25 protein-coding genes are annotated in these 20785 nt (G+C 71.1%); 15 read left to right on the forward strand and 10 right to left on the reverse strand.

Going from position 1 to position 20785, the window contains the following annotated elements; genetic code table 11:
* Positions 1–170: 170 nt before the first annotated feature.
* The 4 genes from MPPM_RS04470 (at position 171) to MPPM_RS04485 (ending at position 4085) form a co-directional block, all read left to right on the forward strand.
* Positions 171–1316: an ABC transporter permease gene (locus MPPM_RS04470; protein WP_096484017.1), complete on the forward strand. Its 1146-nt coding sequence runs from the start codon at positions 171–173 to the stop codon at positions 1314–1316.
* Between the two features lie 34 nt (positions 1317–1350).
* On the forward strand, positions 1351–2187 hold the full coding sequence (locus tag MPPM_RS04475) for an ABC transporter ATP-binding protein (RefSeq protein ID WP_173807873.1): 837 nt from the start codon (positions 1351–1353) through the stop codon (positions 2185–2187).
* Between the two features lie 83 nt (positions 2188–2270).
* A complete protein-coding gene (locus MPPM_RS04480; RefSeq protein WP_096484018.1) occupies positions 2271–3353 on the forward strand; it encodes an MlaD family protein in 1083 nt (360 codons plus the stop codon).
* A gap of 120 nt (positions 3354–3473) precedes the next feature.
* Positions 3474–4085: an ABC-type transport auxiliary lipoprotein family protein gene (locus tag MPPM_RS04485; RefSeq protein ID WP_096484019.1), complete on the forward strand. Its 612-nt coding sequence runs from the start codon at positions 3474–3476 to the stop codon at positions 4083–4085.
* Between the two features lie 234 nt (positions 4086–4319).
* On the opposite strand, the gene MPPM_RS04490 is transcribed toward MPPM_RS04485, so the two are convergent.
* Entirely contained in the window at positions 4320–5138 is an 819-nt protein-coding gene (locus MPPM_RS04490; protein ID WP_096484020.1) for an inositol monophosphatase family protein, read from the reverse strand.
* A gap of 365 nt (positions 5139–5503) precedes the next feature.
* Between MPPM_RS04490 and MPPM_RS04495 the strand changes: the two genes are divergently transcribed.
* The gene (locus tag MPPM_RS04495) at positions 5504–6007 is read left to right on the forward strand and encodes a DUF6101 family protein (protein ID WP_096484021.1); all 504 of its coding nucleotides are present in this window, start codon (positions 5504–5506) and stop codon (positions 6005–6007) included.
* A gap of 31 nt (positions 6008–6038) precedes the next feature.
* Here the strand turns inward: MPPM_RS04495 and rmf are convergent, their stop codons facing one another.
* From rmf to MPPM_RS04510, 3 genes are read right to left on the reverse strand one after another with little or no spacing between them, the layout of a single operon-like run.
* A complete protein-coding gene (gene rmf / locus MPPM_RS04500; RefSeq protein WP_096484022.1) occupies positions 6039–6227 on the reverse strand; it encodes a ribosome modulation factor in 189 nt (62 codons plus the stop codon).
* 43 nt (positions 6228–6270) lie between these two features.
* Entirely contained in the window at positions 6271–7221 is a 951-nt protein-coding gene (gene ubiA / locus MPPM_RS04505; protein ID WP_096484023.1) for a 4-hydroxybenzoate octaprenyltransferase, read from the reverse strand.
* A gap of 35 nt (positions 7222–7256) precedes the next feature.
* On the reverse strand, positions 7257–7685 hold the full coding sequence (locus MPPM_RS04510; RefSeq protein ID WP_244573561.1) for a hypothetical protein: 429 nt from the start codon (positions 7683–7685) through the stop codon (positions 7257–7259).
* 484 nt (positions 7686–8169) lie between these two features.
* Here MPPM_RS04510 and MPPM_RS04515 point away from each other — a divergent pair, with 484 nt between their 5' ends.
* The 3 genes from MPPM_RS04515 (at position 8170) to MPPM_RS04525 (ending at position 11494) form a co-directional block, all read left to right on the forward strand.
* Positions 8170–8922, forward strand: coding sequence for a 16S rRNA (uracil(1498)-N(3))-methyltransferase (locus MPPM_RS04515; protein WP_096484025.1), 753 nt, complete (start codon positions 8170–8172; stop codon positions 8920–8922).
* A gap of 29 nt (positions 8923–8951) precedes the next feature.
* Positions 8952–9935, forward strand: coding sequence for an asparaginase (locus MPPM_RS04520; protein ID WP_096484026.1), 984 nt, complete (start codon positions 8952–8954; stop codon positions 9933–9935).
* A 188-nt stretch (positions 9936–10123) separates the two neighbouring features.
* Positions 10124–11494 carry a glutamate--cysteine ligase gene (locus MPPM_RS04525; protein WP_096484027.1) on the forward strand — a complete coding sequence of 457 codons (1371 nt, stop codon included), beginning with the start codon at positions 10124–10126 and terminating at the stop codon, positions 11492–11494.
* Positions 11495–11523: 29 nt separating this feature from the next.
* On the opposite strand, the gene MPPM_RS04530 is transcribed toward MPPM_RS04525, so the two are convergent.
* On the reverse strand, positions 11524–13035 hold the full coding sequence (locus MPPM_RS04530; RefSeq protein ID WP_096484028.1) for a DUF8728 domain-containing protein: 1512 nt from the start codon (positions 13033–13035) through the stop codon (positions 11524–11526).
* A gap of 211 nt (positions 13036–13246) precedes the next feature.
* On the opposite strand from MPPM_RS04530, the gene MPPM_RS04535 reads away from it, so the two are divergent.
* The 5 genes from MPPM_RS04535 (at position 13247) to MPPM_RS04550 (ending at position 15478) form a co-directional block, all read left to right on the forward strand.
* A complete protein-coding gene (locus tag MPPM_RS04535; protein ID WP_096484029.1) occupies positions 13247–13663 on the forward strand; it encodes a hypothetical protein in 417 nt (138 codons plus the stop codon).
* 77 nt (positions 13664–13740) lie between these two features.
* Positions 13741–14007: a sulfurtransferase TusA family protein gene (locus MPPM_RS04540; RefSeq protein WP_096484030.1), complete on the forward strand. Its 267-nt coding sequence runs from the start codon at positions 13741–13743 to the stop codon at positions 14005–14007.
* Between the two features lie 40 nt (positions 14008–14047).
* Entirely contained in the window at positions 14048–14614 is a 567-nt protein-coding gene (locus tag MPPM_RS04545; RefSeq protein ID WP_096484031.1) for an NUDIX domain-containing protein, read from the forward strand.
* A 96-nt stretch (positions 14615–14710) separates the two neighbouring features.
* Positions 14711–14845: a hypothetical protein gene (locus MPPM_RS29160; protein ID WP_280176348.1), complete on the forward strand. Its 135-nt coding sequence runs from the start codon at positions 14711–14713 to the stop codon at positions 14843–14845.
* A gap of 231 nt (positions 14846–15076) precedes the next feature.
* Positions 15077–15478 carry a DUF3775 domain-containing protein gene (locus MPPM_RS04550; protein WP_096484032.1) on the forward strand — a complete coding sequence of 134 codons (402 nt, stop codon included), beginning with the start codon at positions 15077–15079 and terminating at the stop codon, positions 15476–15478.
* A gap of 159 nt (positions 15479–15637) precedes the next feature.
* On the opposite strand, the gene MPPM_RS04555 is transcribed toward MPPM_RS04550, so the two are convergent.
* The 3 genes from MPPM_RS04555 to MPPM_RS04565 all read right to left on the reverse strand — a co-directional run bounded on the left by MPPM_RS04555 (position 15638) and on the right by MPPM_RS04565 (position 17222).
* Positions 15638–16078, reverse strand: a complete 441-nt coding sequence (locus MPPM_RS04555) for a phospholipase A2 family protein (protein WP_096487719.1) — start codon at positions 16076–16078, stop codon at positions 15638–15640.
* A gap of 145 nt (positions 16079–16223) precedes the next feature.
* A complete protein-coding gene (locus MPPM_RS04560; RefSeq protein ID WP_096484033.1) occupies positions 16224–16964 on the reverse strand; it encodes an outer membrane protein in 741 nt (246 codons plus the stop codon).
* Positions 16965–17018: 54 nt separating this feature from the next.
* On the reverse strand, positions 17019–17222 hold the full coding sequence (locus MPPM_RS04565; RefSeq protein WP_096484034.1) for a hypothetical protein: 204 nt from the start codon (positions 17220–17222) through the stop codon (positions 17019–17021).
* 418 nt (positions 17223–17640) lie between these two features.
* Between MPPM_RS04565 and MPPM_RS04570 the strand changes: the two genes are divergently transcribed.
* On the forward strand, positions 17641–18516 hold the full coding sequence (locus MPPM_RS04570) for a DUF6502 family protein (protein WP_096484035.1): 876 nt from the start codon (positions 17641–17643) through the stop codon (positions 18514–18516).
* A complete protein-coding gene (locus MPPM_RS04575; protein WP_096484036.1) occupies positions 18513–19850 on the forward strand; it encodes a DUF5666 domain-containing protein in 1338 nt (445 codons plus the stop codon). The genes MPPM_RS04570 and MPPM_RS04575 overlap by 4 nt, the downstream gene beginning before the upstream one ends.
* A gap of 9 nt (positions 19851–19859) precedes the next feature.
* Here the strand turns inward: MPPM_RS04575 and MPPM_RS04580 are convergent, their stop codons facing one another.
* Both MPPM_RS04580 and MPPM_RS04585 read right to left on the reverse strand, forming a co-directional pair.
* On the reverse strand, positions 19860–20552 hold the full coding sequence (locus MPPM_RS04580; RefSeq protein WP_096484037.1) for a retropepsin-like aspartic protease family protein: 693 nt from the start codon (positions 20550–20552) through the stop codon (positions 19860–19862).
* A complete protein-coding gene (locus MPPM_RS04585) occupies positions 20549–20761 on the reverse strand; it encodes a DUF1289 domain-containing protein (RefSeq protein ID WP_096484038.1) in 213 nt (70 codons plus the stop codon). The genes MPPM_RS04580 and MPPM_RS04585 overlap by 4 nt, the downstream gene beginning before the upstream one ends.
* Between the last annotated feature and the right edge of the window lie 24 nt (positions 20762–20785).

A 20785-nucleotide genomic window follows, 5' to 3' on the forward strand; every position in this document is an offset into this window, starting at 1 on the left:
AGCGATCCCGAGAACGGGATCCCGAAGGGATCACCCCTTTGGCGGGAAATCGGGGCAGCGCCCCGAGGACGACTCCAGTCGGCCGCGACGTCGAATCCGACAGATCGGATTCGACGCATCTTGGTAAGAATTTCGTTTCAGGATTTTCGGAGCGGAAGCGGGAGCGGCGCGTGCGGATCGCAGACGGCTCAAGCACCTTGGAGACGGCCGGCGCCGACCTCGATGCGGGCGGCCGCGTGGTCCTGCACGGCCGCTGGACGGCGGATCAGGGCCCGGCGGTGGAGCGTGCATCGGCGCAGATCGCGGCGCAGGGACGATCCCAACCGGTGCTGGTGGATCTGAGCGGGCTGGCGCGTCTCGACACGCTCGGCGCCTGGGTGCTGGAGCGCACCCGCGCCGAGATCGAGGCGGCGGGCGGGCGGCTGGCCTATGCCGGCGCCCGGCCCGAGCACCGCATCCTGCTCGGCGAGATGGGCCTGCGCGAGCCGGAGCCAGCTCCGCGGGACACGCGCAACCCGCTGGTGCGCCTCCTCGACGGCACCGGCCGGCGCGTCGCGCGGGGCGGCAACGAGATCCTGTCCGGGATCGCCTTCCTCGGTGAGGTGGTCGCCGCCGGCGGCCGGGTCGCGCGCCGGCCGCAGACCTTCCGCATGGCGGCCCTCGTCAACCAGCTCGAACAGGTGGCGCTTCGCGGCGTGCCGATCATCGTGCTGATCTCCTTCCTCGTCGGCGGCATCGTCGCGCAGCAGGGCATCTTCCAGCTCCAGCGCTTCGGCGCGCAGAGCTTCGTCGTGAACCTGATCGGCCTGCTGATCCTGCGCGAGCTCGGGGTGCTGCTCACCTCGATCATGGTGGCGGGCCGCTCCGGCTCGGCCTTCACCGCCGAGATCGGCTCGATGCGGATGCGCGAGGAGGTCGATGCCCTGCGCGTCATGGGCCTCGACCCGATCGAGATCCTGATCCTGCCGCGCATCCTCGCCCTGGTGATCGGCCTGCCGATCCTGGCCTTCCTCGGCTCGCTCGCGGCGCTGGCGGGCGGCGGTCTGACCGCGGCGATCTATGGCGGGATGACCGTCGATGCCTTCCTGGCACGGCTCCAGGCGGCGGTATCGTTCCACCATTTCGCCGTCGGATTGATCAAGGCGCCGTTCATGGCGCTGACCATCGGGATCATCGCGACGATCGAGGGATTCGCGGTCGAGGGCTCGGCGGAATCGCTCGGGCGCCACGTCACCGCCTCAGTCGTCAAGTCAATCTTCATGGTGATCGTGCTGGATGGGCTGTTCGCGGTCTTCTTCGCAGCGATCGATTTCTAGCATCATGCGGGCAGACGACATCCGGACCGATCCCTTGACCACGCCTCACCTTTCCTCGGCGGCGCCGGATTCCGGCCAGAGCGACGCAATTATCCGCGTGCGCGATCTCGTCGTCGGCTTCGGCCACCGTACGGTGATGAAGGGGCTCGATCTCGACATCCGCCGCGGCGAGATCCTGGGTTTTGTCGGCCCCTCGGGCCAGGGCAAGTCGGTGCTGACGCGGACCATCCTCGGGTTGGTGCCGAAGCGCTCCGGCACGATCGAGATCTTCGGTGAGAACGTGGACGGCCTCACCGTCGCCCGGCGCCGCCAGCTCGAGCAGCGCTGGGGCGTGCTGTTCCAGCAGGGCGCGCTGTTCTCGGGTCTCACCGTCAAGCAGAACATCCAGATGCCGATGCGCGAGCATCTGAAGCTCTCCGAGCGGCTGCTCGACGAGTTCGCCCGGCTCAAGATCGAGATGGTCGGCCTCAAGCCGGATGCGGCCGACAAGTACCCCTCGGAACTCTCGGGCGGCATGATCAAGCGCGCGGCGCTCGCCCGCTCGTTGGCGCTCGACCCGGAAATCCTGTTCCTCGACGAGCCGACCTCGGGCCTCGACCCGATCGGCGCGGGCGAGTTCGACGACCTCGTCTCGACCCTCAAGAGGACCCTGGGTCTCACCGTCTTCATGGTGACGCACGACCTCGATAGCCTCTACACCGCCTGCGACCGCATCGCGGCGCTCGGCGACGGCCGGATCATCGCGCAGGGCACCATCGAGGAGATGCTGGCGAGCGACCACCCCTGGCTGCGCTCCTACTTCCACGGCAAGCGCGCCCGCGCGCTGGCCACGCCGGCTCGACCCGCGCAGCCGGACTATGCCCATGCCTGATCGTCTGCGTGAGCGCGGGATGATCGCCTCCGGTGCGGTTGCGCACCGCTTCACCCCCTCGGATCGGGATTAGAGCTGAGCCGATGGAGACTCGCGCAAACTACGTGCTGATCGGCGCCTTCACCATCGGCGTCGTCCTGGCGGCCTTCGGCTTCGTGTTCTGGCTCCAGGGCGGATCGCGGGGACAGGCGACCCAGGCGCTCCGCATCGTGTTCTCCGGTTCGGTCGGCGGACTCGCCAAGGGCTCGACCGTGTCGTTCAACGGCATCAAGGTCGGCGAGGCGCTCGACGTGCGCCTGCTGCCGCAGGATCCGCGCCGGGTCGTCGCGGTAGTGCAGGTCGATCCCTCGACGCCCTTGCGCGCCGACACCCGCGCGCGGCTCGATTCCGCGATGCTGACCGGCGTCTCGCAGATCGCGCTGTCGGGCGGCAGCGCCGACGCGCCGGCCCTCACGCCGGGCTCGGGCGACAAGATGCCGACGATCTTCGCCGATTCGAGCGACATCCAGGACATGATGGCCGCCGCCAAGCAGATCGCGCAGCGGGCCGACGACGTGCTCCAGCGCCTCGACAAGGTGGTGGCCGGCAACGAGGGCGCGATCAACCGCACGCTCGCCAATGTCGAGTCGTTCTCGAAGACGCTGGCCGAGGCCGGCCCCTCGATCGCCGGGCTCGTCAAGGCGGTGGACGGCCAGCGCCTGAACCGGGTGATCGAGAACGCCGACACCTTCTCGACGGCGCTGGCCAATTCGAGCCCCGACATCGAGGCCGGGCTCCACGATGCCCGCGCGCTCGCGGCCAAGCTCAGCGCCTCCGCCGACCGGATCGACGGCGTGCTGAAGGGCGCCGAGGGCTTCCTCGGCTCCGCCTCGGGCCAGCAGGGCGCGGGCACCTTCGCCGAGATCCGCGAGGCGGCGATCTCCGTGCGCGACGCCGGCCGGGCGTTCCGGGCGCTCTCGGAGAACCTCGACAAGCGCACCGCCAACATCTCGACGAGCTTCAACCGGCTGTCCGGCACGAGCCGCCGCGAGGTCGAGGCCCTGTCGACCGATGGCCAGCGCACGCTCAACACCCTCAGCCGCGCCGCCCGCAGCCTGGAGCGCGACCCTTCGCAGGTCATCTTCGGCGGCAAGCCGTCGTTGCCAGAATACAACGGTGGCCGCTGAGCGACCCGGATTCCGGACGATGTGTCGGCACGCACGGCGCAGCTTGAGCGTTGGCGTATGCTCTCGTGTGCTAGAGGGGAGATCAATCTCCCCGACAGCGAACGGACGGTGCCCGAGCGTATGACGCGTCTTCCTCTCTCGCCTGCCCCTCCCCGTCGGCTCCTGCGGACGGTCGTCCTGCTCGCACCGCTCGCGCTCCTCGGCGGCTGCGGCGGCGGCGCGACGCCGCTCACCTTCGACCTCGCGGCCCTGCCGGGTCAGGCGCGGCCCGGCAGTGCTGCGCGCTCCATCGTCGTATCCGAGCCCGTCGGCCTGCAGCCGATGGAGGCCGACCGCATCATCGTGCGCGAACCCGGCGGCTCCCTGTCCTTCCTCGGCGGCGGCCAGTGGGCCGACCGCCTGCCTCGCCTGATCCAGACGCGGGTGATCCAGAGCCTGGAGAATACCGGCCGGCTGCGCTCAGTCTCGCGGCCCGGCGACAAGGTGCCGTCGGACTACCAGCTCGTCAGCGAGATCCGTGAGTTCGACATCAATTCCGGGACCGGCGAGGCCGTGGTGGACCTCTCGGCCAAGCTGATCGCCGAGGGCAGCGGCCGGGTCGTCAACGCCCGCGTCTTCACCGCCCGCGTGCCGGTGGCCAAGGTCGATCCCCAGAGCGCCGCCGCCGGCCTCGACGCGGCGCTGAGCCAGGTCCTCGGCGATCTCGTGCGTTGGGTGAATTCGGGCCGGTAAGAGCCCGTGGCTTCCCGACTGATCCGGTTTCCGGCTGAAGCGTTCGTTCCGGCTTCACCACCGTCATTCCGGGGCGCCGCAGGCAAACCCGGAACCCGTCACTGGCCTCGACGGAGGTCATGCCTCTCGCATCACAGGTGGATCCCAGGTTCCCGCTTCGCGGCCCCGGGATGACGGAGGAGATCGGCAGCGATCGACCGGCCGACGCGTCGCCGGTCTTCGCCGACTCAGCGATCAGGCCTCCAAGGCCGCCAGCGCGGGTTCGCGCAGGGCGAGCGGCACGGCGATCAGCTCGCCGTGGCGGGGCTCCGGACGGTTGTAGACCGCCGGTCGGCCCTGAAGGTCGCAGACGACGCCGCCCGCCTCCCGGACGATCAGGTCCGCGCCGGCGAGGTCCCAATCCCGCGCATCCCGTGACACGAGGCCGAGATCGATCCGGCCCTCGGCCACCCGTGCGAGCCGCAGGGCCAAGGACGGCACCCGCTCGATCACCGCAACCGTGGGCCGGTGTCCGAGCCGGGCCGCGCCGTCGAGCAGACGATCCTGAAACGGCTTCGGCCCGGTGACGCGCGCGCCCTCCAGCCGGTCCTGCGGCGCGACGCGGATCGGCGTTCCGTTGAGGGTCGCCCCCTCGCCCGCCACCGCCTCGTAGAAATGATCCGTCGCCGGAGCGAAGACGCCGCCGATCACCGGCTCCCCCCGCGACAACAGGGCCACCGCGATCGACCAGTCCGGATGCCCGGAGAGGAAGGCACGGGTGCCGTCGATCGGATCGACGATCCAGACGAGGTCGTGCCCGAGCCGCACCGGATCGTCGCTGGTCTCCTCCGAGAGCCAGGCTGCCCGCGGCTCGATCTGCGACAGGCGGACCTTGAGAAAGGCGTCCACGGCGACGTCGGCCTCGGTGACCGGCGAGCCGCCGGCCTTCGACCAGACCCGCGCCGTCGTGTGCGCGCCTGTCCGGAAGGAGGGCAGCGCGAGCGCGGCGGCCTCCCGCATCGCGTCGTGCAGCACGGGCCGCAGCGCCGCGAAAGAGGATGTCGTCTGGGTCATGGATCCGGTCGGAGCCGTTCGTGCGAGGCCGGCCTCATGCCGTTTGAACGGCGCCGACGCCCCTTCGTTCTAGGGCATCGATCGGAAAAGTGGCCACCGGTTTTCGGAAACGCAGCGATGCAAGTCCGGCTGCGCCACTTCCGAGACGATCCGACGCAGTGCCGCTACGGCCCCGGCCTCGCACCAGGGTTACCGACATTTGCACCAATCCCGGCAAGGGTCCGTTGAGCATCCGGCAGACTTCGGCTCGATCCACGAACGCTTAACGCTCACTCTTAAGGCGGCTTGGGGGAGACGACCGGCACTTTGCTTGTCAGATCAGCGCGTCCGACAGAGACCGCGGCGAGGGATAGGGCGTCGAACCGATGATGACTTTCGAGATCGCGAATCTGAACTGTCGGCCGGGCTTCGATGACGAGGCGAACGTGCAGCCCGTCGCAGCTCCGGTGACCCCGCTGCCGATCCTGGGCGCTGTTTCCGGCGGCACCGCACCCGTCGGCGTGGCGCTGGCCTTCGCCGATGAGGCGGCCGATGCCTGCGGCGAGGATCGCTTCGCCCTGCTGCTCGTCGACGGCGAGGGCGAAGTATCGATGCGGCTCGGGCCGTTTCCGGAAGAGGATGTCGTGGCCGTGTGGCGCGCCGTCTCGTCCAAGGGGGGCCTGGCCCGGATGCTCCTGCGCGAGGACGGCGACATCGTCCCGGTGTCGCAGCAGCTCGGCCCGGTCGTCCTCGGCAAGGGCCGCCAGCGCCGCCGCCACGCCGCGCTCAGCGGACGCCGTCCGCGCTTCCTCGTGCGGCGCAAGACCGCCCGACTCCCGGCCCGGCCCTGCATTCACCGGGGCGAGAGCGAGATCATTTCGCGCGGCTGAGGCGATCTCCCGCCTCAGCCCGGTTCGGGCCTCAGCCCTTGTCCAGCGGACCGTCCGGCGCGCGATCGGCCGGAGAGCCGTCATAGCCCTCGAACCACTCGGTGCGCTCGGGTGAATCCTGCGGATAGGGGCAGGCGTCGCGCGGACGCCCCTGGGCCCTGGCGCGGGCTCCCTCGGCGATCGCGTCGTCGGGCTGCCGGTGCGGATCCTTCTCACTCATGCAACCGGATATGGCGCAGGGGCCGGCGCCCGCCACGGCCGAATCAGCGCAGGCCCTGCCACAGAGCGTCGGCGGCGAGTCCCGCGAACAGGATGAGGCCGGCATCGCGATTCGAGCGAAACAGCGCCAGCGCGCGCGCGCCGTCGCGCTCGGACAGCCGGCTCACCTGGCCGGCGAGATGGGCGGCGAACAGCGCGAGCCCGAGCCAGCCCAGGAGACCGGCCCCGGCACCGGCCAGCGCCGGTGCGAACAGGGCGACGGTGCCGGCGTAGCAAAGCCCGACCGCGAGACGCAGCCGCGCTCCGAACAGCCGGGCCGAGGAGTGGATGCCGACGATCTCGTCATCCTCGATGTCCTGCACGGCGTAGATCGTGTCGTAGCCGACGATCCAGAGGATCGTGCCCGCGTAAAGCCACAGGGCCGGCGGGTCGAGGCGGCCGAACACGGCGACCCAGCCCATCAGCGCGCCCCAGCCGAAGGCGAGTCCGAGCACCGCCTGCGGCATCGGCATCACCCGCTTCATGAACGGGTAGATCGCCACCGGGGCGAGAGAGAGCATGCCGACCAGGATCGCGGTCGTATTGAATTGAAGCAGCACCGCGAGGCCGACCAGCGCCTGGGCCACGAGGAAGGCGGCGGCTTGGCGCGTCGTCACCTGGCCCGAGGGAAGCGGGCGCGAGCGGGTGCGCTCGACCTGCGCATCGAGCCGACGATCGGCGATGTCGTTGTAGGTCGAACCGGCGCCGCGCATCGCCACCGCGCCGATCAGGAACAGCACGAGGTGGCCGGGATGGGGACCGGGATGTCCGGCGGCGATGGCGGCGAGGGCCGCCGACCACCAGCACGGCAGCAGCAGCAGCCACCAGCCGATCGGCCGCTCGATTCGGGCGAGCCGCAGGTAGGGCCGCGCCGCGGCCGGCGCGAGCCGGTCGGCCCAGTGGCCGGCGACCGCGTCGGCGACGCGGCCGGAGCCGGGCTCGGACGGAGAGGGCAACGGTGAGGAGGCGGGGAAGGTTTGGAGCGCGCCTCTTAGAGCGCGCCCTGCGGCATGCGGAAGGCACCGGACAGGCCGGGACCGCCGAGCAGACCGCCGCCGCCGCCGTTCTGCGCCTGGGTCTTGGCCTGGGCTTCCATCTTCGAGGCCTGGGCGGCGATGCCGCAGACCTTGGTACGGATCGCCGCGACCTTGCTGTGGTCGGCCTTGAAGCCTTCCGAGAACGAATCGGGGATCGAGCACCATTCCTTGTTGGCGGTGATCCACTTGATGCCGGTGGTGCCGTTGGCCTGAAGCTGGCCGAACAGCGAGCAGGCTTCCTGCGGCGTCATCTTCTTCTTGGAGTTCGAGGCGGCATTGGCCTTGGCCACGAGGTTCTTGCGCTCGATCAGGGTCTTCTGGATCGCGCCGCAATCGGTGCCCGCCTGCTGCGGCACGGACTGGGCAGGAGCGGCCGGGGCCATCGGCGCGGGAATGCTCATCGGCACCCCGGCCGAGGGGGCGGGCTCGGCCGGCGTGTCCATCGACGGCAGCGGCATCCCGCCCATGCCGCCCATGCCCTGGGCCAGAGCTGGCCCGGTCAGCAGGACAAGGCCGAGCAGAGCGGCGGCGGTCTTCGTCGGTGCAGTCATCCTGGCAGACATTCGGCCCGGTCCTTCTCCCCGCATGCCGCGACGGGTTTGCCCCCGATCCCGCAGCGCCCGCCCGGCACGATCCCTCGACGCTTGCACGGCGGGTCCGGCTGAGAGGCTTGAACGTGTTTCGATGCGGCAGTCTTCTGCGCACGGGATTGTGGCGCCAATGGTGCGGTCCGCCGCCTCGAGGCCGCGGGCGTGGGAAACACTTCGAAACCGGCGGCACGTGACATTTCCGCATCAGCCGCTCACCGGGAGCCGATTGACAGGCGGCGGCCGCCACGCGACGAGACCGGCCTGCCTGCGAGAGACCATGGCCGCCTACGATTTCACCGCCCCGCGCCTCTTCGTCGAAGCGGATCTGGCGGAAGGACGCGTCCTGCCGCTGGAGCGGGCGCAGGCGAATTACCTGCTGACCGTGCTGCGCCGAGCCGAGGGCGAACCGGTCCTGCTGTTCAACGGGCGCGACGGCGAGTGGAGCGCCGAGATCGTGCCGCAGGGCCGCAAGAGCGCGGATCTGCGCGTGGTGGCGCGGACTCGGCCGCAGCCGGCGCCGAGCGGTCTGCACTACCTGTTCGCCCCCCTGAAGACGGGTCGGCTCGACTACATGGCGCAGAAGGCGGTCGAGATGGGCGCCGGGCGCCTCCAGCCGGTCTTCACCCGCTTCACCCAAGGCGAGCGGATCAAGCTCGACCGGCTCCAGGCCAACACGATCGAGGCGGCCGAGCAGTGCGGCATCCTTTCGATCCCCGAAATCGGCGAGCCGGCCCGCCTGCCCGCCTGCCTCGATGCCCTCGAAGCCGAGCGGCTGCTCGTGTTCTGCGACGAGGACGCGACGGTCACCGATCCGGTAGCCGCGCTTCGCGGCGCGGCCGATCCGGCGGCCCCGCCGCCGCTCGCCGTGCTGGTCGGCCCCGAGGGCGGGTTCCACCCGGAGGAGCGCGCCCTGATCGCCGCCCGCCCCAACACGGTCGCCCTGTCGCTCGGGCCCCGCATCCTGCGAGCGGACACTGCGGCGGTCGCGGTGCTGGCGCTGGTGCAGGCGGTGCTGGGCGACGCACGGTGAAGCGGCCCGCCACAAGGATGTGTTGAGACATGCCCCTCCCCCGCATCCTCCTCCTGTCGCTGGGCGGGACGATCACCATGACCCGGAGCGCTGGGGGCGGGATCGTGCCGACGCTGACGGCGGCCGACCTCGCGGCTTCGGTGCCGGGGCTTGCCGCGGTGGCGGCGATCGAGACGCTCTCACCCCTGCGCCGGCCGAGCGCCGGGCTGACCCTCGACGACCTGATCGGGGTGGCGCGCACGCTGAACGACCGTCTCGCGGATGATCTCGACGGCGCGGTGGTGATCCAGGGCACCGACACGATCGAGGAAACCGCCTTCGTCCTCGACACTCTGGTCGACGGCGACAAGACCGTCGTCGTCACCGGGGCGATGCGCGGGCCGGAGAGCGCCGGGGCCGACGGGCCCGGCAACCTGCTGGCCGCCGCGATCGTCGCGGGCAGCCCGGCGGCACGGGGCCTCGGCGTGGTCGCCGTGCTTAACGACGAGATCCACGCCGCGCGCCTCGTGCAGAAGGCCCACACCGCCCTGCCCTCGGCCTTCCGCTCCCCGCTCGCCGGCCCGGTCGGCCTCGTGATCGAGGGCGATGCCCGGATCGTCTTGCGATCCCGCCGCCCGCCCGTCCTGACCGGCCCGCTGGCCGACGAACCGGTCCCGGTCGCGCTCCTGAAGATGGGCATCGGCGACGACGGGCGCCTGCTCGCTGCCCTGCCGGACCTCGGCTTCCGCGGCGTCGTGATCGAGGGGATGGGCGCGGGCCACGTGCCGGAGGCGCTCGCCGACACCGTCTCCGCTCTGGTCGCGCGGATACCGGTGGTCCTCGCCTCCCGCGCGGAAACGGGTCCTGTGTTCTCGCGCACATACGGGTATCCCGGCGGCGAAATCGACCTGCTGTCCCGCGGCGCGCTCTCGGCCGGTCTCCTGTCAGGCCTGAAGGCGCGGCTGCTGCTCCAGCTTCTCCTTCGGGCGGGGATCGACCGGGCGGCCTACGCCCCGTACTTCGCGGATCCGTGATCGCGGGGTTCGAGGCCGTAAACGGAAGCTTGAAGCATGTCTGCCATGCGGTCGGCGGGCGCGTTGTTCAGTCTTGCGACGTCCTCTAAGGACACGACATCCGGTGAGGCCGCTGCCGGCCCCGTCCGGTGGCGGACCTTCGGCGCGCCGCTGATCCCCTTCGACCGACGTCACCTTCGAGGCAGCGCATGGCGCGCGACACGTCCGACACCACCCCGCTGACCACGCGGGATGAACTGATCGCGTGGTTTTCCGCGGGCGAGAAGCCGCGCGAACGCTTCGCCATCGGCACCGAGCACGAAAAAATTCCCTTCTACACGGCCGACCATACCCCGGTGCCGTACGAGGGCGAGCGCGGCATCCGGGCGCTTCTCGAAAACCTCGGCCGCGAGACCGGCTGGGAGCCGATTCTCGACGCCGGCAACATCATCGGGCTGGCCAACAACGAGGGCGGGGGCGCGATCTCGATCGAGCCCGGCGGCCAGTTCGAACTCTCCGGCGCTCCGCTGCCCGACATCCACGCGACGGTGGGCGAACTCGACGAGCACCTCGCGGCGGCGAGGCGCGCGGCCGAACCGCTGGGCATCGGCTTCCTCGACCTCGGCATGAGTCCGAAATGGACCCGCGAGGCGACGCCGCAGATGCCGAAGAGCCGCTACCGCATCATGCGCAACTACATGCCCAAGGTGGGCAGGCTCGGCCTCGACATGATGCTGCGCACCGCGACCGTGCAGGTGAATGTCGATTTCGCCTCCGAGGCCGACATGGTGCGCAAGATGCGCGTCAGCCTCGCCCTCCAGCCCATCGCCACGGCGCTCTTCGCCAATTCCCCCTTCACCGACGGGCGGCCCAACGGGTTCCTGTCGCGCCGCTCCGAGATCTGGCGCGACACCGATGCCGATCGCACCGGCATGCTCCCCTTCGTCTTCGACGAGGGCTTCGGCTACGAGGCCTATGTCGACTGGCTGCTCGACGTGCCGATGTACTTCGTCAAGCGCGGCGAGACCTACCACGACGTGGCCGGGGCATCGTTCCGCGATCTGCTGGCGGGGCGCCTCGCACAGCTGCCGGGCGAGCGGGCGACGGTGTCGGACTGGGCCAATCACGCCTCCACCGTCTTCCCGGAAGTGCGGCTCAAGCGATTCCTCGAGATGCGCGGCGCCGATGTCGGCGGGCCGGCGATGATCGCCGCGCAATCGGCCTTCTGGGTCGGGCTGCTCTACGACGAGACCGCGCTCTCCGCCGCCTGGGATCTCGTGCGCGGCTGGTCCACCAGCGAGCGCGAATCGATCCGCGCCGCCGTGCCGCGGCTCGGGCTCCATGCCAGCATCGGCGGGCGCTGCCTCGGCGCAGTCGCGGCGGAGGCGCTCGCCATCGCCCGCACCGGCCTGCAGGCGCGGGCGCGCCGCGACGGGAACGGGCGCGACGAGGCGGTGTACCTCCAGCCGCTGGAGGCGATCATCGCCGCCGGCCGCAGCCATGCGGAGGAGCGGCTCGCCGATTACGAGGGTGCCTGGGAGAAGTCGGTGGATCCGGCCTTCACCGCCTGCACCTTCTGAGGTCGGGCGGACCTTTTTTCCGCAGTTTCTTATTTCGCTGCGGGGTCCGTGGGCGGCGCGAGTCGGTAGAGGATGTAGGGACCGCGTGCGCTCCCCGTCTCGATCGGATCAAGGCTCCAGCCGCCGCGGCGCAGATCGTCCGCGAGAGACGCCCAGAAGTGGTCGGGCGCGTCGTCGAGGATGATCGCGTGGGTCACCCCGCTGCGCCGGGCGATCGCGTCGAGTGCTCGAAACCGCTCCGCCCCGTTGCTCGGCGCTGTCCAGCGGCGATGATCGGCGATGCTGTCGGGTGATTTCAGACCGACGAGATCGGTGAGCGGCAGGTCGCTCGCCGTCGCGATCACGCCGGCATCATGAATCAGCAGGCGCGCCTGCGGCAGGTTCGCCTGCGCCCAATGCGCGACAGCCCGGTACTGCGCCACGCGCTCCTGCTGCGCCGCGATCTCGGTCGGCGCTGCGACGGCGACGGCGAGGGCGACAGCCCACTGGGCGAGGATGAGAAGGCGCAACACGCTCGGGCCCCGCGCGGCGCCGAGGCGCATGACCGCAAACAGCGCAATCGGCAGCAGCGCGAAGGTGTAGCGGTAGCCGTTATGCGCGAGCACCTCCCGGTTGGTCAGCGCGAAGCCGAGGATGAACAGGCTCACGAACCATAGGAGCGCCGGGCCGGGACCATCACGGCCGAGGAAGAGCAGTGCAGCCGCCGCCGGTCCGATCCCGCCCGCGGTCATTGCGGCGGCGTAGACGACGCTCGCGGGCAGACTGCCGGGGGGATGGCCGAAGAACGCCTGCTTGGCCGCCATCGTCCGCGGCAGCAGGGCACCGGTCGCGGCGAGGTTCCAGAGCAGCCAGGGGCTCGCCGCCGCCAGCGCGAGCGCCGCGTCCGCCGCGACGGCGCGCAAGGCCGCCGCGCGGTCGGACCCGGCCGCGAGTCGCGACCAAGTCTGCCGTGTCATCAGGATGAGCGAGAGCAGGCCGAGCTCGGGCCGCAGGAACGGCAGGAGCCCGCAGATCAGCGCGAGGAGCCGTGACGGGCGATCGAGGGCGAGCACCAGCGTCCAGGTCACGGCGGCCATGACGAGGCCGGTCTCCAGACCGTTGAGGAACTGGCCGGTGCCCGAGGCGAGTCCCGCGAGAGCCAGCGCGATGCCCTCCGGCCAGGGCAGGCTCAGCCTTTGCGCCAGCGTCAGCAGCCCGGCGAGGAACAGAACCGGGCCGATGCCGGCGACGAGATAGGCAGCGGCCTCGCCCGGCAGCACGAGACTGAATGCCGTCACGAGGCTGAGGTGAATCAGACTGCTCGCGCCGACGAGCGCCGGGACGCCGTAGTTCGGGTCGTGCCCCTCGATCAGGACGCGGGCGTTGTGGAGCGTGATGTAGGCGTCGTCGAGGGGAAAGATCCAGCCGCCGCGCACCCACCACAGCAGCGCCAGGCCGACACAGATTGCGGCGCAAAGCGCGACGCGAAGGTCGGGTTCAACGCGCCGGTCGAGCGGGGTCCGCGCCAGCGGCGCAGACGCGGTTGCGGGTGAGACGGTCATCGGGATCGCGCGTGGTCGCTCGCGATTCCATCATGCCGGCCTTACCACCCGATGAAGGGCCGGGCCGGCACGAACGGCCTGCCGCAGGACGGGTTGCAGCGGCAGCCTCGCCCGCGGCGGATTTTCGTGTGCGGGCAAGCTTTGCCGTTGGAACGCGTTCGGCGCTTCGTTGTTCCTCTGCGTGTTCCTTATGCCTAAGGAGTCCGCATCCATGTCCCGCATCACGACCCTGACGCTGGCCGGCCTCACCGCAGCGAGTCTGACCGTGACGGCCGTTCCGACTGCCCAGGCCGCGCCGCTCCCCGCGATGAACGCCGCGCAGGTCGGGGGCGGCAACACCACCGTCGACACCGTCGGCTGGCGGCGCGGCTACTACGGCGGCTATTACGGCCCCCGCTACGGTTACGGCTACGGTTATCGCCGCCGCAACATCGGCGGCGCGCTCTTCGCCGGCGCGGCGCTCGGCCTGATCGGCGGCGCGATCGCCGCCAGCGCCGCTCCGCGCTATTACGGCGGCTACGGCTACTACGATTACGGCTATGCCCGCCCCGTCGGCTATTACGGCGGCTATGGCTACGGCTATCCGGCCTATGGCGGCTATTACGGCTACGGCCCCTACGGCTGGTAGCCACCCCATCTCGTGAGACGGTCGCCCCGCCGGCAGGGTTCAGCCGGCGGGGCTTTTTCATGCTATGCGCCGTGCCCATGCTCGATTTTTCGCAGGACGGCGCGGTCGAACTCGACCTCAGCGGCCTCAAATGCCCCCTTCCGGCGCTGCGCACGCGCAAAGCCCTGCGCGCCCTCGCGCCCGGAGCGCGTCTTGCCGTGACCGCGACCGATCCGCTGGCTGGGATCGACATCCCCAACGTCGTCCGCGAGGAAGGAGCCGCTCTGGAGGCGCAGGAACGGAACGGTCCGGCCTCGCGCTTCCTGATCCGCCGCGGCGCCGACCGTGCGCCCGAACCAGCCTGATCCCGAACGCGCCCTGCCCCACGCCCTCCCTGGAGACGCCATGCCCCCCGAGATCCGCGGCACCCGCACCGTCCACGACGGCTGGGCCAGCTTCGTCGTCGCCGAGGTGACGACGCCCGAGGGCGCCGAGGTGACCCGCGAGATCGAGGATCACGGCGAGGCGGTCTGCGTGCTGCCCTACGACCCGGAGCGTCGGGTCGCCGTGCTGATTCGCCAATTCCGCGCGCCGCCCTTCTTCACCGCGGGCGTGACCGATCTGCTCGAAGTGCCCGCGGGCCTGCTCGACGAGGCGGATCCGGCAGAGGGCGTACGCCGGGAAGCCTTCGAGGAGACCGGCCTGCGACTGTCGCGGCTCGAGCCGGTCTCGACGGTGTGGAGTCTGCCGGGGATCTCCACGGAGCGGATGCACCTGTTCCTCGCCCCCTACGCGGAGAGCGACCGGGAGGGACAGGGCGGCGGCCTGGCCGAGGAGCACGAGGCCATCACCGTGGTCGAGATGCCGCTCGCCTCCCTCGCGGCGATGAGCGAGGCCGGCGAGATCACCGACATGAAGACGCTGGTGCTTCTGCTCGCCTTGCGCCTGCGCCGTCCCGAGCTGTTCGCCTGACCGCCGGCTTGCGGGCCGGGCGGCAGCGCCTATCATCCTTCGACGCGGAACGGATCTCCCTCACCAAACGGAGGCCACCGCGCGGGAGATGCGCCCATGTCGTTCTTCATCGGGATCGCCGGCCCCTGGCTCGTGGTTTCCGCCCTCCTCCTGATGTGGCACCGGCGGGAAGAGGAGCGCCCGGCGCGGACCGTGCCCGCCGAGCCGGGCGGGTATCCGCCGCGCGCCTGACGCGCTCCAGCCTTCGCGAAACGCCCCGCCTGCCGCCCCTGCGTCATCCCCGCCGGGCCGGCCCCCCGGTCGCGCCGAACCAATGGCCACGCCACGGGTTGTCGAGGCTCTGCGCCCCCGTTGCGGCCCGATGTCACCGGCTGGTCCGGACGACCGCGACGGATCCCGCGCGTTCCGTTCGAACCCGACGCGCTGCCCTCTCCGCAGGGCCCGTCGAAGCTGGAGTGACGTATGGACATCGCCCTCGACAAGGTCACCGAGATCATCCTTCGGCTGCGGGCGGTCGAGGTGAAGGAAGGCGTGACCGATCCGGATTCGGGTTCCAACCCGACTGACGACGGCTCGATCGACATCCTGGCCAGCGGCACCGACGACGCCACCGAGCAGGAGGTCCGCAGCATGATCGCCGGGCTCAACGAGGATGAGCGCGCCGATCTCGGAGCGCTCCTCTATATCGGCCGCGGCGACTACGAGGCGGCGGAGTGGCACAATGCGGTCGCCTTCGCCAAGGAGCGCGAGGCGGCCGGCGACACGGTGATGCGCGAGCTGCTCGGCACCCCGGACGCGGCCTCCCTGCTCGAGGAAGGTCTCGACGCGCTGGGCATTCCCATGGAGACGCCCGAGGCGCCCTAAAGCCTCCACCCGAAAGGTGAATCGCGGCTTTCGGGAACAAGGCCTGCAAGAGCGACAACCCCGCGCGTCGTCCCGGATCAGGTCCGCAACCTGATGACCGGGCCGATGCGCGGGGCGGGACCCGCTTCCCGGGCCGATTCCGGCCTCAGCCGAGAACGGTCAGGGTTCGCAGGCCAGCGCCTTCGCACCGATGGCCACGAACTGCGCCGCCGTCCGCAATTCGTCGCTAATGCGCGGCGTGCGGGCCACTACGGTGGCCTCGCGCGCCAGCCGGTCGTTGCAGGAGCAGGTGGGCAGCCCCTGCCCCACGGGCGGCGAGCAGGCATCGTGGTGCATACAGGCCCGGTCGAGGGCGTCGGTCGGAGGAAGGCCGGCACCGCGGCTGCCCGGACCGCAATAATTGCCATGGAAGACGAGCGCGCCCTGCGGCAATCCGTTGCCGAGGTCGGGCGCGGCCGGTGCCTCGAGGGTGGGGGCCTCGACCACCGGTGGGGCGACGGATTGAGCGAAAGCCGCCAGCGGGGCGAGCCCGAGCAGGACGGCCGAGAGCCCGGCGACCAGGGGACGGCGCCGGGCGGCGGGATAGGCAGGAGTGGCCACGTTCAAAGTCTCCGTTCGACACGCTCCCCTCACAGCCTTCGCCGGCCGGGTTCATCACCCGCCCGGGGAAGGCTGAGCCGTTCAAACGATTTTTCCGTGGTCGCGGTTCACTCTTTCACGCAAGACACAAGCCAGGGTCCTGATTTCAGAACTTATAGTTCAAGCCTCCGCGCACGACGCCGAAACCGGATTCTGATCGACCGGTGCCGTAGTAGGCAGGGACGGTCGCGTCGTAGACGGTCGCTCCGACGTTCTGCTTGCCGAGATCGACATAGAGCCCCTCGACTTTCACCGAAATACGGTCGGTAAGGGCGTATTCGATGCCCGCTCCGGCAGCGTAGCCGAGCCGCGTGGTGTCCGGCAGGCTGTAGGGATAAGCGGAGGCGTAGGGAGACTTGCTGCCCCCGCCATAGGCGAAACCGCCGGTGCCGTAGATGAGCCAGCGGTCGAAGGCGTAGCCGAGTCGGCCGCGCACCGTGCCGAACCAGTCGAGGCTCGGGGCGATACCGTAATAGGGCGTGGTACCGACGGTGCCGTCGCCGCGGCGCCCGAACCCGGTGCCCTGGAAATCCGCCTCGGCCCCGAGCACCCAGCCCGCGCCCGGCGTCAGCTGGTAATTGTAGCCGAACTGGCCGCCGCCGACGAAACCGCCCCGGCCTCCGCTCTCCGTGACGGTGCCGTAAGTCGCATCCGTGTGGCTCGAAGCCCCGCCGCGGATGCCATAGCCGGCATTCACGCCGACATAGAAGCCGGTCCAGCTGAAGACCGGCAGAACCGGCGGCGGCGGAGGTGCGGCCCGGCGCGGAAGGTCGGCGCTGGACGCGCCGCCTGCGAGAAGGCTGCTCAGAAGGCCGGCGAGGGCCGGCCGTATCGGGCGTCGGATCATCGTTGTCTCTCGGTTCGGGTTCGGATTCAGTTTTGGCGCGCCCCTGAGGCGAGGTCAGAGCGCGAGCACCAGCAGGCCGACGACTGCGACGGCCAGGATCAGGCAGAGGGCGAAATTGATGACGCTCTCGCCGCCGCAGGACTTGGGTTCAGGCTCGGTGTGCCGGGCCGGCGCTCGGACGCGGTGCCGACCGGTCGGCCACAGCCGGCTCGCGGCAAGGCCCGCCGTGGGAAAGGCGGTCTGGCTGGCAGCCCTCATCGAAGAGCCTCCCGCACGACCCGCGTCACGCCAGGCCGCGGAGCGTTGAGGTCGACGGCTTGCGCCGCGGGACCACGAAAGGCTGGCCGCTCGCCATCAGCCGAGGTCCGGAGGACGGGAAGTCCGAGCACCGCGGACAGGATCGCGGCCAGAATCACGCCGCGGATCAGAGGCCGAGGCGACGCACCGAGCACTCTGCCCGGGTGAGCGGCAAGCAGGAGCGGCGCTTCGCTCCGAACGAGGAGAGGTCTCAGTTCGATCATCGCGATGCCTTACCGAAGCCAAGGGATATAGTGGGAATTTTACCCACAAAACTTGCGTGTGAAAAATTCACACGTCAACGAGAATCCGTCGGACGCGGGTGCTCGAACGCACATCGTGGGATTGCGTCCCACGCAGTTGCCTCTAAGCTCGGGCCATGTCTCAGCCGATCGAACCCGCCCCGTCTCCGGACGGCGCCGCCCTGCACGGGCCCGTGGCGCGTCTGCTGCGGCCGCTGGTGCGCCTGCTGGTTCAGCGCGGCATCACCTTCCCGGCGCTCACCAACCTGCTGCGCGAACTCTACGTGAACGTCGCCGAGTACGATTTCGCCCTATCCGGCAAGGAGCAGACCGACAGCCGGGTCAGCCTGCTGACGGGCATCCACCGCAAGGAGGTGCGGCGCCTGCGCGGGGCGGGCGCGCCGGTGAGCCGAGTGCCGGCGACGGTGTCGCGCACGAGCCGGATCATCGCCCGCTGGATCGCCGCGCCCGAATTCACCGACGGTCAGGGCCGGCCGCTGCCGCTGCCGCGCTCGGCCGACGATGCGGCTCCCTCCTTCGAGAGCCTGGTCGCGGGCGTGACCAAGGACGTTCGGCCCCGCGCCGTGCTCGACGAGTGGCTCGACCGAGGTCTCGCCATCCTCGACGCCGAGGGCCGGGTCCGCCTGCTGGAATCCGCCTATCTGCCCAAGGGCGGAGCCGAGCCGCAGCTCTACTATTTCGGGCGGAACCTGCACGACCACATCGCGGCCGCCGCCGGGAACGTTTCCGCGCCTGCCCCGCGCTTCTTCGAGCGCGCCGTTCATTACGACGGCCTCTCCGACGCGCTCGCCGCACGGCTGGAGGCCCGGGCCCGCGAGATCGCCATGGCGGCGCTCAAGCAGGCCAATGCCGAGGCTCACGCCGCCTGCGCCGACGACGAGGGCGGACGCCATCGCTGGAATTTCGGCATCTACATCTATCGGGAGGAGGTGCCCACCGCCGATCCCGGTCCGGAGCCGGAATCGACAGGAACGGAAGGCCGCGCGCCGTGAGCCGCATCGCCCCGACCCGACGCGGCCTGCTGGCGCTCCTGGCCGGTACTCTTCTGTCGCGGCCGAGCCCCGCATGGCCTCAGACACCGGCAGCCCCCCTCGCCGACCCCATCCAGGACCGCGGCATCGGCGGCACCGGCGCGCGTCCCGCCGAGGATGAGACGCCCGGCAGCGATCGCGGCATCGGCGGCACGGGCGTGATCGGCACGATCCGCCGGTTCGGCTCGATCGTCGTCAACGACCTGCGCATCACCTATCCGCCGGACGTGCGGGTGCGCATCGACGGTGCCCCCGCGCGCGTCGCTGACCTCAGGATCGGCCACGTCGTGCGCGTGGTGGCGCGGGGGCCGGAGGGAGACCTCTCGACGGGTGCCATCGACGTGACGAGTGAGGTCGTCGGTCCGGTCGAGGCTGTCGCCCGCGGCCGCCTGAAGGTGCTCGGCCAGACCGTATCCACGGCGGGCCTGAGACACCTGACGACGCTCGCGGTGGGCGAGCGCGTGGCGGTGAGCGGCCTGCGCCGGCCCGACGGCACCGTCGTCGCGAGCCTGATCGAACCGCGCGCAACGGGAAGCGCCCGCGTCGCCGGGCCGGTGCGGCGCGGCGCCGACGGTGCGCTGCGCATCGGCGGCCTGCGCCTCCCGGGCCTCGAATCGGGGCTCGTCGGGCGGCGGGCACTGGTGGAGGGCGAGGCCGGCCCGACGGGGATGACCGTCGCGTCGGCCCGGGACGTCAGCCGCCCCTTCCCGGCGGGGCTCGCCCGGGCCTCGATCGAGGCTTACGTCGCACCGGGCGGCGGCGGTTTGCGGCTCGGCTCCGGCCTCGCCGTGTCCGGACGGGTTGCACCCTCGGCCCTGCCTGGACCGGCTCGCCCCGCCGTGATCGAGACCGCGATCGGCCGGGGCGGACGGATGACGGTGGAATCGGTCCGAGGCGACGCCTCGGGGCGGGGCGGGCTCGATTCCGCCGGCCAAGGCCCCGGCAGCGGGCGAGGCCCGGGCAGCGGCCGCGACGGCGGCCAGGGACCCGGTGGACCGGGGCGCCCCGGAGGGGGCGGCGATGCGCCGGTCTCCCGTCCCGGCGGCGGAGCCGGCGGCTTCGAACCGGGCCGGGGCGGCGCAGGTGCGGGAGGCGCGAAGCCCGGCGGCTATCCGATCGACACGCGCCCCGGGCCCGGTATCGGAACGGGCGGTGGTTTCGGCGGCCCTGGCGGCGGGTTCGATCGCCCCGGCGGCGGGGGACCGGGCGGGTTCGGTGGCGGCGGCCCCGGCGGTGGCGGCTTCGGCGGTAGCGGCGGCTTCGGCGGAGGCCCCGGCGGCGGCGGGCGCCGCTGATGGCCGCCGTCAGCGGCTGCGCAGGATCAGCCGGTCGCCGCGCACCTCGTACGAGGGCAGCCGGTCGAGGAAGCTCTGGCCGAGCAGGTTGGTCGTCAGCACGCCGGGCCGGCTCACCATCGCGTTGACATTGCGCTCGGTGATCGGCCCGACGGTGATCGAGTCGAGCCGGATCGGCGCGGTGAGCGCGGTGCCGTTGGCGGTGGAGACTCGCTGGGTGAAGGCGCTCTCCGGCGGGCGGATGCCGAGCCGCTCGGCGGTCGCGGCGGTGAGCACGACGCTGCTCGCCCCCGTGTCGAAGACGAAGCGCTCCTCGGAGCCGCCGTTCACCTCCGCCAGGACCGAGAAGTCGCCGTCGGAGCGGCGGGTGATCGTCACCTCGCCGCCGGGGCCGACCACGGCGGTGCCGGGGCGCAGGGCTCCGACGACATTGGCGCCGACGCGCTGCGCGTCGTCGCGGTAGGTGTAGCCGATGATGATCACCGCGCCGATGGCGAGCCAGATCAGGATCGAGCCAAGGGTCTTGCCCGGCATGGCGAGCGCCTGCCGCCAGCGCCCGGCGGTGAGGAGGAGCAGCAGCGCCGTCATCGAGACGAGGCCGGCGAGCTGATCCGAATCGAGTCCCATCACCGGGCCGCCGTCGTGGTTGGCAACCAAGACGACGAGGCCGATCCCGAGGATGGCGAGGCCAGCCCACATCATCGCGCGCGCGGGTCCCGCTCGGGATAGGCCCGGCGCAGCCGCTCGGGCAGCACCGCCATGACCGCCAGGCGCTGCGGCTCGGACAGCGAGCCCCACAGCCCGATCTCTTCGCGCGTGCGCCCGCAGCCCTCGCACAGGCCCGTCACGGCATCGAGCACGCAGACCTTGGTGCAGGGTGAGGAGGGTTTTCTCGAAGGAGTCGCCAGCATCGCCCGTGCAGATGGGACCGAGCG

This window comes from Methylorubrum populi, from assembly GCF_002355515.1.
GTDB classification, from domain to species: domain Bacteria; phylum Pseudomonadota; class Alphaproteobacteria; order Rhizobiales; family Beijerinckiaceae; genus Methylobacterium; species Methylobacterium populi_A.

Coding starts and splice junctions, on each gene's coding strand:
- MPPM_RS04545 (WP_096484031.1), top strand. CDS start 14,048: ATGCCCCCCGAGATCCGCGGCACCCGCACCGTCCACGACGGCTGGGCC.
- MPPM_RS04490 (WP_096484020.1), bottom strand. CDS start 5,138: ATGACCCAGACGACATCCTCTTTCGCGGCGCTGCGGCCCGTGCTGCAC.
- MPPM_RS29160 (WP_280176348.1), top strand. CDS start 14,711: ATGTCGTTCTTCATCGGGATCGCCGGCCCCTGGCTCGTGGTTTCCGCC.
- MPPM_RS04510 (WP_244573561.1), bottom strand. CDS start 7,685: ATGGCCCCGGCCGCTCCTGCCCAGTCCGTGCCGCAGCAGGCGGGCACC.
- rmf (WP_096484022.1), bottom strand. CDS start 6,227: ATGAGTGAGAAGGATCCGCACCGGCAGCCCGACGACGCGATCGCCGAG.
- MPPM_RS04580 (WP_096484037.1), bottom strand. CDS start 20,552: ATGATGTGGGCTGGCCTCGCCATCCTCGGGATCGGCCTCGTCGTCTTG.
- MPPM_RS04495 (WP_096484021.1), top strand. CDS start 5,504: ATGATGACTTTCGAGATCGCGAATCTGAACTGTCGGCCGGGCTTCGAT.
- MPPM_RS04550 (WP_096484032.1), top strand. CDS start 15,077: ATGGACATCGCCCTCGACAAGGTCACCGAGATCATCCTTCGGCTGCGG.
- MPPM_RS04570 (WP_096484035.1), top strand. CDS start 17,641: ATGTCTCAGCCGATCGAACCCGCCCCGTCTCCGGACGGCGCCGCCCTG.
- MPPM_RS04530 (WP_096484028.1), bottom strand. CDS start 13,035: ATGACCGTCTCACCCGCAACCGCGTCTGCGCCGCTGGCGCGGACCCCG.
- MPPM_RS04520 (WP_096484026.1), top strand. CDS start 8,952: ATGCCCCTCCCCCGCATCCTCCTCCTGTCGCTGGGCGGGACGATCACC.
- MPPM_RS04480 (WP_096484018.1), top strand. CDS start 2,271: ATGGAGACTCGCGCAAACTACGTGCTGATCGGCGCCTTCACCATCGGC.
- MPPM_RS04565 (WP_096484034.1), bottom strand. CDS start 17,222: ATGAGGGCTGCCAGCCAGACCGCCTTTCCCACGGCGGGCCTTGCCGCG.
- MPPM_RS04585 (WP_096484038.1), bottom strand. CDS start 20,761: ATGCTGGCGACTCCTTCGAGAAAACCCTCCTCACCCTGCACCAAGGTC.
- MPPM_RS04515 (WP_096484025.1), top strand. CDS start 8,170: ATGGCCGCCTACGATTTCACCGCCCCGCGCCTCTTCGTCGAAGCGGAT.
- MPPM_RS04485 (WP_096484019.1), top strand. CDS start 3,474: ATGACGCGTCTTCCTCTCTCGCCTGCCCCTCCCCGTCGGCTCCTGCGG.
- MPPM_RS04540 (WP_096484030.1), top strand. CDS start 13,741: ATGCTCGATTTTTCGCAGGACGGCGCGGTCGAACTCGACCTCAGCGGC.
- MPPM_RS04560 (WP_096484033.1), bottom strand. CDS start 16,964: ATGATCCGACGCCCGATACGGCCGGCCCTCGCCGGCCTTCTGAGCAGC.
- MPPM_RS04525 (WP_096484027.1), top strand. CDS start 10,124: ATGGCGCGCGACACGTCCGACACCACCCCGCTGACCACGCGGGATGAA.
- MPPM_RS04535 (WP_096484029.1), top strand. CDS start 13,247: ATGTCCCGCATCACGACCCTGACGCTGGCCGGCCTCACCGCAGCGAGT.